The organism is Devosia sp., assembly GCF_039927955.1.
GTDB lineage: Bacteria > Pseudomonadota > Alphaproteobacteria > Rhizobiales > Devosiaceae > Devosia.
Genome location: NZ_JBDSUA010000005.1, coordinates 171,655 through 183,432 on the forward strand (window position 1 = coordinate 171,655; position 11,778 = coordinate 183,432).

The 11,778-nt window shown below is 60.0% G+C and carries 12 protein-coding genes; 1 reads left to right on the plus strand and 11 read right to left on the minus strand.

Features of this window, described 5'->3' with window-relative positions; translation table 11 throughout:
* Positions 1-73: 73 nt before the first annotated feature.
* Complete coding sequence (locus tag ABIT12_RS02790; RefSeq protein WP_348043113.1) at positions 74-649, plus strand: NADPH-dependent FMN reductase; 576 nt, start codon at positions 74-76, stop codon at positions 647-649.
* 53 nt (positions 650-702) lie between these two features.
* On the opposite strand, the gene ABIT12_RS02795 is transcribed toward ABIT12_RS02790, so the two are convergent.
* The 11 genes from ABIT12_RS02795 to ABIT12_RS02845 form a co-directional block, all read right to left on the minus strand.
* Positions 703-1,023, minus strand: a complete 321-nt coding sequence (locus tag ABIT12_RS02795) for a 2Fe-2S iron-sulfur cluster-binding protein (RefSeq protein ID WP_348043291.1) — start codon at positions 1,021-1,023, stop codon at positions 703-705.
* A 129-nt stretch (positions 1,024-1,152) separates the two neighbouring features.
* Positions 1,153-2,178 (minus strand): NAD(P)/FAD-dependent oxidoreductase, encoded by a 1,026-nt coding sequence (locus ABIT12_RS02800; protein ID WP_348043115.1) that lies wholly within the window; start codon positions 2,176-2,178, stop codon positions 1,153-1,155.
* A 92-nt stretch (positions 2,179-2,270) separates the two neighbouring features.
* Complete coding sequence (locus ABIT12_RS02805) at positions 2,271-3,545, minus strand: phosphoadenylyl-sulfate reductase (protein WP_348043117.1); 1,275 nt, start codon at positions 3,543-3,545, stop codon at positions 2,271-2,273.
* Entirely contained in the window at positions 3,532-5,190 is a 1,659-nt protein-coding gene (locus ABIT12_RS02810; protein WP_348043119.1) for a nitrite/sulfite reductase, read from the minus strand. The genes ABIT12_RS02805 and ABIT12_RS02810 overlap by 14 nt, the downstream gene beginning before the upstream one ends.
* Positions 5,177-5,500, minus strand: a complete 324-nt coding sequence (locus ABIT12_RS02815; protein WP_348063280.1) for a DUF2849 domain-containing protein — start codon at positions 5,498-5,500, stop codon at positions 5,177-5,179. The genes ABIT12_RS02810 and ABIT12_RS02815 overlap by 14 nt, the downstream gene beginning before the upstream one ends.
* Entirely contained in the window at positions 5,500-6,897 is a 1,398-nt protein-coding gene (cysG, locus tag ABIT12_RS02820; RefSeq protein ID WP_348043123.1) for a siroheme synthase CysG, read from the minus strand. The genes ABIT12_RS02815 and cysG overlap by 1 nt, the downstream gene beginning before the upstream one ends.
* Positions 6,898-7,243: 346 nt before the next feature.
* Complete coding sequence (locus ABIT12_RS02825; protein ID WP_348043125.1) at positions 7,244-7,564, minus strand: 2Fe-2S iron-sulfur cluster-binding protein; 321 nt, start codon at positions 7,562-7,564, stop codon at positions 7,244-7,246.
* Positions 7,565-7,661: 97 nt separating this feature from the next.
* Positions 7,662-8,831: an SAM-dependent methyltransferase gene (locus tag ABIT12_RS02830; protein ID WP_348043126.1), complete on the minus strand. Its 1,170-nt coding sequence runs from the start codon at positions 8,829-8,831 to the stop codon at positions 7,662-7,664.
* Complete coding sequence (locus ABIT12_RS02835) at positions 8,828-10,432, minus strand: peptide chain release factor 3 (RefSeq protein WP_348043128.1); 1,605 nt, start codon at positions 10,430-10,432, stop codon at positions 8,828-8,830. The genes ABIT12_RS02830 and ABIT12_RS02835 overlap by 4 nt, the downstream gene beginning before the upstream one ends.
* A gap of 91 nt (positions 10,433-10,523) precedes the next feature.
* Positions 10,524-11,360 (minus strand): EAL domain-containing protein, encoded by an 837-nt coding sequence (locus ABIT12_RS02840; RefSeq protein WP_348043130.1) that lies wholly within the window; start codon positions 11,358-11,360, stop codon positions 10,524-10,526.
* Positions 11,361-11,375: 15 nt separating this feature from the next.
* On the minus strand, positions 11,376-11,768 hold the full coding sequence (locus ABIT12_RS02845) for an Hpt domain-containing protein (protein WP_348043135.1): 393 nt from the start codon (positions 11,766-11,768) through the stop codon (positions 11,376-11,378).
* Between the last annotated feature and the right edge of the window lie 10 nt (positions 11,769-11,778).

Consider the following 11,778-nt stretch of genomic DNA (forward strand, 5'->3'; position numbering starts at 1 on the left):
GTGCCGTCTTGCGACCGTTTTGACAGTCACTCATATAGCGTCAGTCACCAACGGATACCACAGGACACCTGACATGAAAACCGTCGCCGTACTCGTCGGCAGCCTCAGCGCAAACTCGATCAATCACAAACTTGCCAAGGCCATCGAGAAGCTGGCGGACGGGCGCCTGAAGTTCGACTATGTCGATATCGGCAGCCTGCCCCACTACAACAATGATCTCTGGGCCAACCCGCCCGCTTCGGTCACCGAGCTCAAGGCCAAGGTCGAAGCGGCTGATGCCGTGTTCATCGTCATGCCCGAAATCAACCGCTCCTATCCCGCTGTCGTCAAGAATGCGCTGGACTGGGCATCGCGCCCCTGGGGTCAGAATTCCTGGATCGGCAAGCCGCTGGCCATCGCCGGCGCTTCCCCCGGCGCCATCGGCACTGCAGCGGGCCAGAACGCCCTGCGCATGACCCTGCCGCTGTACGGCTTCGTGGTCATGGGCCAGCCGGAGGTCTACCTCCAGTTCAAGCCGGAACTGTTCAATGAACAGGGCGACGTGATCGATGAAACCACGGCTGGTTTCCTCGGCAACTTCATCGACAAATATGTCGAATGGATCGGCCATCACGGCCAGGTCCGCGAACTCAGCATCGCCGCTGAATAGTCCGGCCAACAAACATATCCCCGGACATTGCCCGGGGATTATGATCTGCAAATTTAGTCCTGTGCCGAACTCGGCGCCAACGTCACCTTAAGCCCATCCAGCGCGTCGCTCAGCAGGATCTGGCAACTCAGCCGGGAATTGGGCTTCTTGTCGAGCGTTGAGTACAGCAGGTCTTCCTCGTCATCGCTGGGATCGGCCAGCTTGCCGAGCCACCCATCATCGACATAGACGTGGCAGGTGGCGCAGGAACAGGCGCCGCCGCACTCAGCCTTGATATTGAGGCCCCAGTCGCGGATCACTTCCATGACGCGCCAGCCATCAAGCCCTTCAAGCTCGTGTTCAGCGCCGGATTGATCGGTGACGTGGATTTTCATGGTCTGGCTTTCGTCCGATGCTTCCAAAGTCACCGTGTCACCCCGGCGAAGGCCGGGGTCCATCCTGAGATCTCAAGATGGATACCGGCGTTCGACGGTATGACATCGCGCGAAACAGGAATCCAGTACCTAAGCGACGCCGAGCTTCTTCTGCAGCTTGGTCGAGGACGTCGTGTACTGAAACACCACGCGTTCGCCCGGCGAAACCACCGCCTTGGCGGCTTGCGCCATCAGCGCGGCCTCATGGAAGCCAGAGAGGATCAGCTTGAGCTTGCCCGGATAGGCATTGATGTCGCCGATGGCGAAAACGCCGGGGACCGAAGTCTGGAACTTCTCGGTATCGACGGCGATCAGGTTGTCGTTCAGCTCTAGGCCCCAGTCGCCGACCGGACCCAGCTTCATGGTCAGGCCGAAGAACGGCAGCAAACGCGTTGCCGGCACTGAGAGATCACCAGCATCGGTGGTCAGGTGAACGTGGTTGAGCTGGCCGTTTTCGCCATCGATCTTGGCGATCTGGCCGAGCAGGAAGTTGATCTTGCCCTCCATCACCAGCTCTTTCATCTTGTTGACGGAAGCGGGCGCTGCCTTAAACGCGTCACGCCGATGAACAAGAGTCAGGCTGCGTACGATCGGCTGCAAATTCAGCGTCCAGTCGAGCGCTGAATCGCCGCCGCCAACGATGACCACGTCCTGATCGCGGAAGTCGTCCATCTTGCGGACAGAGTAGAATACCGACTTGTTTTCATACTGCTCGATATCGGCCACCGGCGGACGCTTGGCCTGGAACGAGCCACCACCAGCGGCGATCACGACCGCCTTGGCGATGAACACTTCATCAGCATCAGTGACGAGGCGGAACGTGCCATCGTCCTGCTTGACCATGGAATTGACCATGCGGTTGAAATGGAATTCCGGCGAGAACGGCGCAATCTGCGCCATCAGATTGTCGGTGAGCTGCTGGCCAGTGACCACCGGGAAGCCCGGAATGTCATAGATCGGCTTTTCCGGGTAGAGCTCGGCACACTGACCGCCTGCCCGATCCAGAATGTCGATGAAATGGCATTTGATATCCAGCAGGCCCAGTTCGAAGGCCGCGAACAGTCCGCAGGGACCAGCGCCGATGACGACAACATCGGTGACGATTTCAGTGCTCATTTCATTCTCAGATCGCTATGGGGCCGCGGCCCGCAATTTCAGGTCTCGCCGAACTGGCTCCGGCCAATCCGGACAAGTACGCTCCACTTATATCAGTGGGCGCGGCGAAGATAGGGGCGCGTGCCGACCGGCACTTCGGTGACACCAACCGGCTGATAGAAGATGTTCACTTCCGGCAGACGGTTTTCGAGCAGCGCTTCCCGGGTCGGCTGATGCACCACCAGGAAAGCATTGAAGCCGCAGCGGCGCATCAGCGGGATCTGGTCCTGCAGCACGTCGCCGATGGCGCGAATTTCGCCGGCATAGCCATAACGTTCCGACAACAACCGCGCAGTTGAGTAACCGCGGCCATCCGAAAACGCCGGAAACTTGATGGCAACCGAGGCAAAGCGGGCAAGGTCCTGCCCGGCATTCTCGATATTGTCGCCGGGCACGATCAGCAGGCCCATCGGGTGCGGATTGGCCAGAGCGGCGTCACGATTGGCCAGGAAAACCGGCAACGGCACATGGGTGTAGCGCACAGTGGCGAGGTCATCACCGTCTTCCCAGGCGCGAAACGGATCGGCGATGAAGGCGCCATCTTTATACAGGTGGTGGATCACTGCTGCGGCCATGGGCGAGGCAATCGCTCCGTTGAAATCGAAATGGATGCCGCACTCTTTCTTGTTCAGACCGCGCCACCGTCCGGCTCGCGGATCTTCCCCTTCGGCAACCACCGAGGTGCAAGGCGCGCAGCCAATGGACTTGTAGCCCTTATCGAACAGGGGATGCTCGGGCAAGCCATGGTCACGCTTGTAGGCGTTGACATCGGCATCGGTAAAGTAGGCCAAAGGATTGACCTTGATGCGATCATCGCTGGTCAATTCGAAATGCGGCAGCACCCCGCGTTCCACGGTCTGGAAACGCTTCCGACCGGTGACCCAGCCGCCATACTGCTCGGTGATCGGCTCCAGCGGTTCGGTCTTGCGGATATGGCAGCACGAGTCGGGATCGGTTTCCCACAGATCGCCATTCGGATCGAACCGGGTAATGTCCTCAGGGTTCGGGTGAATGGCGTGGACGTTGATCAGGCCGAGCTGCTTTTTCAGCGTTTCGACATAGGCCAGCGTTTCCGGGAAATGCTTGCCGGTTTCAAGGAAATACACTGGCAGGCTCGGATCGACCTGGGCGACGAGATGCAACAGCACCGCCGAATCCGCGCCGAATGACGACACGATCGCCAGATCGCCCGGCAGGATTTCGGTGGCGGCTTTGCGCAGCACGCCGACGGCATCCATTTCATCGAGCATGCCGTTGAGCGCCAGGATGCCCAGCGAACGGAGTTTGTCGGGTTTGCGGTCTGAGTGCAGCATGTTAGGCGTTGCCATAGAGAGCCTCCTTGAAGGGCGCTTCTCCCAGACGCCGGTAAGCGGAAATGAAACTTTCCTCCGCGCTTTCGCGCTTGGCCAGATAGGTATCGACCAGGGTCTCGATAGCATCGGGAACCTGTTCGGCTTCAAAACCGGGTCCGATGATCTTGCCCACCGAAGCGTGCTCGGTCGCATCGCCGCCGAGGGTGATCTGGTAGAGTTCGCCACCCTTCTTCTCGACGCCCAGAATGCCGATATGGCCGACGTGGTGATGGCCACAGGCATTGATGCAGCCCGAAATCTTGATCTTGAGATCGCCGATTTCGGCCTGACGCTCAGGCTTCTGGAACTTGACCGAAATCGCCTGCGCGATCGGGATCGAACGAGCCGTCGCCAGCGCGCAGAAATCCATGCCCGGGCAGCAGATGATGTCGGTGATCAGGCCGGTATTGCCTTCAGCCAGTTCGGCAGCCACCAGTGCGTCATAGACAGCACGCAGATCGCTGATCGCCACATGCGGCAGCACCAGGTTTTGTTCGTGGGTAACGCGCAGTTCGTCAAACGAATAGCGTGCGGCCAGATCGGCAATCACATCCATCTGGTCCGCCGTCGCATCGCCAGGGGCCTTATCGATCGGCTTGAGCGAAATTGTCAGCGAGGTATAGCCCGGCTGCATATGCGGGTTGAGGTTGTTCTCCAGCCAGCGTGCATAGAGCGGATCGAGGATTTTCTCGCGTTCGATATCGATCTTGCGGGCCGCAAGCTGCTTGAACTCGGGCGGCGCGAAATAGGCGGTGATGCGATCAAGCTCAGCCTGCGGCAAAGTCAGCACACCGCCGCGCACTTCGGCAAACTCTGCCTCGACCTGGCCCTTGATGGTCTCCAGACCTTCTTCGTGCACCAAGATCTTGATGCGCGCCTTGTACTTGTTATCGCGGCGGCCATAGCGGTTGTACACGCGCATGATCGATTCAAGATAAGCCAGCAGGTGCTCGTTGGGTACGAAGCTGTTCATCATCTTGCCGATCATCGGCGTGCGGCCTAGACCGCCACCAACCCAGACTTCCCAGCCGATTTCCCCGGTGCCGTTGGTCACGGCCTGCAGGCCGATATCATGGAAGCGGATGGCGGCGCGATCGTTCGGCGCGCCGGTCAGCGCGATCTTGAACTTGCGCGGCAGATACGAAAATTCGGGGTGCAGGCTGGACCACTGGCGCAGGATTTCGCCCACCGGACGCGGATCGATAATTTCGTCCTGTGCGGCGCCGGCAAACTGATCGGTGGTGACATTGCGGATGCAATTGCCCGAGGTCTGGATGGCGTGCATTTCGACCGAGGCCAACTCGCCCAGGATCAGCGGGATGTCCTTGAGCTTGGGCCAGTTGTACTGGATATTCTGGCGCGTGGTGAAATGGCCATAGCCGCGATCATAGACGCGGGCGATATGGGCCAGCTTGTGCATCTGCTTGCTGTTCAGCGTGCCATAGGGCACCGCAACGCGCAGCATATAGGCGTGCAGCTGCAGGTAGAGCCCGTTCATCAGCCGCAGTGGGCGGAACTGGTCTTCGCTGATTTCACCGATCAGGCGGCGCTCGACCTGGTTGGCGAACTGGGCAGTGCGCTCGCGAACAAACGCGGCGTCAAACTCATCATATCGATACATGACCGTCCTCATTCAGATGCTGGCGGTCAAAGACTTCGCCGTCGAAAATCGACTTGGTGGTTGGGCCCTTGGCCCGGATTTTTTCGCGCATGCGATCGGCAACGCGCTCACCATCCTTGACGGTGACCGCTTCGATCTCGATGCCCAGAATACGCCCAGTGGCCTTGCTGGAGGCAATGGCTGCGTCGCGCAGCTCCGCCTCTTCCTTGGCAAACAGCCGCGCCGCGTAAAAGTCTTCGACCCAGTTATCGTGCGCGTCGAGATAAACCGCAGCGCCCGAGGTCAATTCGTTGCCAACCAGTATTTCCATCATGCCACCTTGAAGCTCTGCGCGGCGAGTTCGGCAGCATCTGCCCAATCGCCAGCCGCAACGGCCTCGCCTACAAAAATGATTGCCGGACCAGCAGGAAACTCCACTGCCCCATTCGCCAGACCGCTCAGCGTGCCGCGATACATCGACCGATACGCACGGCCGGCATTGACCACGATACCCACTGGCAGATTGGCCGAAGCACCCTGCCCGATCAGCCGCGCCGCCACCGCATCGGCGATTGATTTGCCCATGTAGAGCGCCAGCGTCATGCCGGACTGCGCCAAAGCCGCCCAATGCACAAGATCGGCATCGTCGGCGCCGTGCGCCGTCGCCATGACGAAGCCGCTGGACACTTTGCGCAGGGTAACAGGTGTTACCGTATCGGCCGCAGCTGCTAACGCCGCGCTAACGCCGGGCACCACGGAATAGGCAATTCCGGCCTTCCGCAGCGCCGCGATTTCTTCCCCGGCGCGACCGAACACCATCGGGTCGCCCGACTTGAGCCGCGCGACGGTTTTGCCCTCGCGGGCGAGGCGAACAATCAGCGTATTGATCTGGGCCTGCGAGAACGAGTGATGGCCTTTAGCCTTGCCAACGTCGATCTGTTCGGCGTCGCGGCGGCCCATTTGCACCACGGCAGCGGGGACCAGTTGATCGTGGACGATGACGTCCGCCTCCTGCAGCAGGCGCTGGGCGCGCAGGGTGAGCAGGTCTTCGGCACCTGGACCGGCGCCGATCAATGCCACCGAACCAATCTTGATGTTAATCGCATGGGCTTCGAGCAGGGTCTCGGCTTCAAACACGCCGGCAACAGGGCTTCGGGAAGCGGCCGTTTCCACAGCGGGCGACTGGACCAACGCCTCATAATAGCGACGGCGGGCGGCGTTGTCGCCGATCAGCGCCTCGACGCGATGGCGCATGCGGCCGGCAAGCCCGGCGATGGCACCGACATGTGGCGACAGCATCGCCTCGATCCGCGCCCGGATCAGTCGGGTCAGCACCGGCGCATCGCCTTCCGAGGAAATCGCAATGGTGAGTGGCGCTCGGTCGATGATCGACGGGGTGTAGAAATCGCACTCGTCTGGAATGTCGACGACGTTGAGTGGGATATTGCGAGCCCGCGCGGCGAGCTTGGCGGCATCGCCATCGGGGCCGTGATCGGCGACGAAGACCAAAGCTGCCCCATCAAGGTCGGCAGCCTCGAACGGACGCACCAGAACCACCGCTTCAACCGAGGAAAAATCGATCTCGACGTGGCGGGAAATAATCACGACTGATGCAGTCGTCTTGGTGACCAAGCGGGCTTTGTTGAGGGCTTCTTCTCCACCGCCGATGATGACGATGCGCTGACCCCGAACTTTGTAGCTCAACGGAAATGTGTTGAGTTGTCCCATTTGACCCCTTTCTTGAAGACTGGAAAATAGTCTTTCCGAGCCCTTCAGCACAAGGCATTGAAATTCAATCGCTTTTATATTTCCCGGCGAAGCATGGCGTTAGAACGCCACGCGAGTGCGGACCATATTGGAGCCAAATGAATCTTTTGCTGCGGCAGGAGAAGAAAATTCTACTTTGCGGGGGCCTTTTGCCACGCCCTCGTGGTTCGAGGACCGCTCCGCTCCCGCCTCACCATGAGGCTACCGGGAAGCTGAATGTTTCGGTAGTCCTCATGGTGAGGCGCTTTGCTCTTGCAAAGCCTCGAACCACCCTCATCCTGAGCTTGTCGAAGGAGGACGGGGCACCCTACCCCTGCCGGCTCGGCACATGCACGACCAGACCATCAAGGTTGTCCTTGACCTTGATCTGGCAACTCAGGCGGCTGGAGGATTTCACGTCGAAGGCGAAATCCAACATGTCTTCTTCCATCGCCGAGGGACCGCCAACGACCGCTTCCCAATCGGGGTCGATATAGACATGGCAGGTGGCGCAGGTGCAGGCGCCGCCGCATTCGGCGACGATACCGGGCACCGCGTTCATGATTGCGGTTTCCATGACGGTCGAACCCGCCGAGGCTTGCGTTTCGATACGTTCGCCACTGGCGGCTACGAAGGTGATCTTGGTCATGGGCCGGATATAAACGCGACTGAGATAGGGAGCAAGTTATTGGAGCTATGCGCTTATGGTGGCCATAGGAAAAGTGCCTAAAGCCACTGCTGTAAGGCTACAGCCCCTGCAACCGCTCCAGATGGTGATAGTCGATGCCGAAATAGGCCTTGGTCGCAGTGATCTTGTCCCGGATTACGGCGCGTTCCGCGTCGGACTTGCGGGATTTTTCGGCAACGATCAGCACGTTCTTGGGCGTATGGGCATCGGAGATGAACTCGAACACCTTGGTCTTGTAGCCGGCTTCTTCCAGGATCAGTGACCGCAGGCCGTCGGTGACCATCTCCGCCTGCCGCTCCATGAACACACCGTGCTGGAGCAGGAAATCGAGATTGTTCCGCGCCTTGTGGCTCTCGATCTGGCGGCGGATCTGCTTGTGGCAGCAAGGCGCGACGGCGATCAGGTCAGCGCCGGCGGCGATGCCTTTGTGGATCGCATCGTCGGTGGCGGTATCGCAGGCGTGCAACGCGATGACGACATTGGCGCCGGAGCTGTCGTAATTTTCGATGGCGCCCTGCTCGAAGTGCAGATTCGAAAAACCAGACTTCTGGGCTATCTCATTGCAAAGTTTGACCATATCTGGCCGGAACTCGACACCGACGATCTCCACATCGCGCTGAACGATACTGGTGAGATAGTCGTAAAGCGCGAAAGTCAAATAGCCTTTGCCCGAACCCATATCGACGATCCTGGCCTGCCGATCGGCAGGGATCGCCTGAATCAACGGGGCAAAGATTTCGACCATCTTGTTGATCTGGCGATACTTATCCTGTGACGCGTTGAGCACACTGCCCTTGTCGTCGGTGATCTTGAGATCGTGCAGATACGGCTTGCCGGTGGGCGCGATCATGCGGTTCTTGGTGCGATCATGGTCGGTCGATGGCTCGGCGCGGCTGGCGTCCGTGCGCTTCAACCGCAGCTTGTCGCCCTGCCGTTCGAACGCCAGATCGAAGGTCGTGGTTTCCAGCACCGCCGTGCGGAACTCCTCGGCCAGCGCCGTGCGCAGATGGCCGATGGCTTCGGGCTGGATCAGGTTCTTGATGATGTCGCGGGTCTTGTAGTGAAAGGTGAAGCTGAACTTGTCTTCACGCTTCACCACGATCTTCTTGATGTCGATCGTTTTCAGATCAGCTTCGGTGCCGTGATAGGCGCCCAGCTTGATTTTCACCAGTGAGCCGTCGGCAAAGGCGGCCTTGGTGGCGGTCAAAAATTCTTCGATCTGGCTCAATGCCGCTCCTTGGTCGCCATGAAGCGGATTTTTGGCGAATCCTGCTTGGCGCGATCGGCCCACCAGGCGTTCTGGGCGAGGAATACCGGCGCGCCAGTGCGGTCTTCGGCAATATTGGACTTCTGGGCGGCAATGAATTGCTTCAGCGCTTCGGGATCATCGCTTTCGATCCAGCGAGCGACTTCGTAGTTGAGGCTTTCGAAGGTGATCGGCACGCCATATTCCTTGGCGACGCGGGCGCCCAGCACTTCGAGCTGCAACTGCCCCACGACGCCCACCAGCCAGTCGGCGCCGATCACGCGGCGGAATACCTGAGCGACGCCCTCTTCGGCGAGGTCCGACAGCGCCTTGGCCATCTGCTTGGACTTCATATGGTCGGTCAGGCGCACGCGGCGGATGATTTCCGGGGCGAAGTTGGGGATGCCGGTGACGTTGATCGTAGCGCCCTCGGTGAGCGTATCGCCAACGCTGAGCGTGCCGTGATTGGGGATGCCGACAATGTCGCCGGCGACGGCCTGTTCGGCCAGTTCGCGGTCATTGCCGAAAAAGAACATGGGGTTGGATACGGCCATGTCCTTTCCCGAGCGGACATTCTTGAGGCGCATGCCGCGGGTAAAGGTGCCCGAGCACAGGCGCACGAAGGCAATGCGGTCGCGGTGGTTGGCGTCCATATTCGCCTGCACCTTGAACACAAAGCCGGAGACCTTCTTGTCGGACGGTTCGATTGGCGCGGGGATTGCCGGCTGAGGGCGCGGCTCCGGGCCCCATTCACCCAGCGTGCGCAGCAGTTCGGCCACGCCGATGCCCTTGAGCGCCGAACCGAACAGCACCGGGCTGAGGTGACCGGCATGGAAGGTTTCGAGGTCAAATGGCGGCAGCATGGCCGTGGCCATTTCCAGCGTTTCGAGCGCCGTCATGAACACCGGATCATCCACCAGCGCCGCATTGTCGAGCAGATCCTCGATTGCGTCATAGTCGGTAATGACCTTGCCCTGCGGGCTCAGCACGCGCCTTTCGAGCAGATCGAGATAGCCGTGGAAATCGACACCCTGGCCGATCGGCCAGAGGACCGGGGTGAGGTCCAGCGCCAGCTTGCTCTGGATTTCGTCGACCAGGTCAAGCGGGCTCAGGCCCTCGCGATCCACCTTGTTGATGAAGGTGATGATCGGAATGTCGCGCAGGCGGCAGACTTCGAACAGCTTCAACGTCTGTGCTTCGATGCCCTTGGCAGCGTCGATCACCATAATGGCGGCATCAACGGCGGTCAGGGTGCGATAAGTATCCTCGGAAAAGTCCGAGTGACCGGGGGTATCGAGCAGGTTGAGCGTCAGGCCGTTCAACTCGAACGTCATCACCGATGACGTAATGGAAATGCCGCGCTGCTGTTCGATTTCCATCCAGTCCGATCGGGTCGAACGCGTACCGGCTTTGCCGCGCACGGCGCCGGCCGACTGGATCGCACCAGCGGCGGCGAGCAGCCGTTCGGTCAGCGTGGTCTTGCCGGCGTCCGGGTGCGAAATGATCGCAAAGGTACGGCGCGTGCGGAACGCTTCGGCGGGCGCCTTGCGGTCATGGTCGGCGGACAGGTCGGTCATGGTCATTGAAATGCGGAAGCCTGAAGGTGTGCAGCCGCTCTATATAAGGCGCGACCACAGCTTTACATCGAAAAAGGCGGAAAATGCCGGTGCCGCTCTATAGGCTTTTGACCCTTGGCGCGTCAAACGACGCCTGCGCGAGCGGCAGGTTGAGGGCAAAGCCGGCGGGCAGGATTTGTGGCTTGCCCAGGTAATAGCCCTGAAACAGCGTTGCTCCAACATGGTGGGCGATGTCGAGTTGCTCGGCGGTTTCGATGCCTTCCACCAGCACCGTGGCGCTGTCCTCACGGAAAGTGCGCAGCATGGTGCGCAGCATCTTGATCCGCCGCGGATCGGTAGCCATGTCGCGGAACAGGTCACCATCGACCTTGACCACGTCGGGCTGCATCGATCGGTAGCGGTCGATGCCGGAACGGCCAGCGCCAAAATCATCGATGGCCAATTGCGCCCCGTGGCTGCGCAACATATCCCACAGGCGCTGCATTGCGGTTTCGCTCAGCGCCTCGGTTTCAATCACCTCGCAAACCAGCATCTGCGGACTGAGACCGTATTTGTGCAGCATCGAGAACATCAAGGCGAATTCCCGCTCCACCACGTCGATCGACGCGTAGGTCGATGGATCGATGTTGATGAACAGGAATTCGGCAATTGGCACGGCTTGCAGGAAATTGCGCAGGTGCAGCACCCGGCACATCGATTCCACGAACAGCCGGTCCGGCGCATCGATATTGGCAAACAGCTCACCGGGGGAAACCGGTTGTCCGGCGCGCCTGGGGCGGATCAACCCTTCATAGGCGACCAATTGCAGTCCGTCGGCGGCAAGCCCATAAATCGGTTGGAAGGCGCTGTTGAGGCTGAGATCGCTGTACTTCCCGACATGCAGGCCGGACGGCAATGTGGCTATGGCGTCGGACACATCTTGCGGACGCTGCATCGAGGTCTCTGAGACTCAGGCGGGCTCGTTCTTGAGCATGCCGGTAATGAATACCCCGACCTCTTCGACGGCGATAGCAATATCAGCGACCTGTTCAGGCGTCACCGGACGACCAGCGCGCAGCTCATTTTCGGCACGCTTGGCCATATCGGCAATGCCGAACGCCCCAACGCCTGAGGATGCCCCTTTAAGCGAATGCAGGTTGATCACCAGCTCGTCAAACGTCGTCGCCAGCTTGAGCCGGCTGATATAGGTTTTGATGGTGGTATCGTAGAGCCGCAACACTTCGAGCTCGAGATTGGCATCACCCAGACACTGCTTGGCCAGATGCACCAGGTCGATCGGGCGATCCGGTCGCGCCGGACTGGGAGAATGGGCATTTTCGAGAGCTGCGGAGCCGCGTGCCATTGGGTGTTTC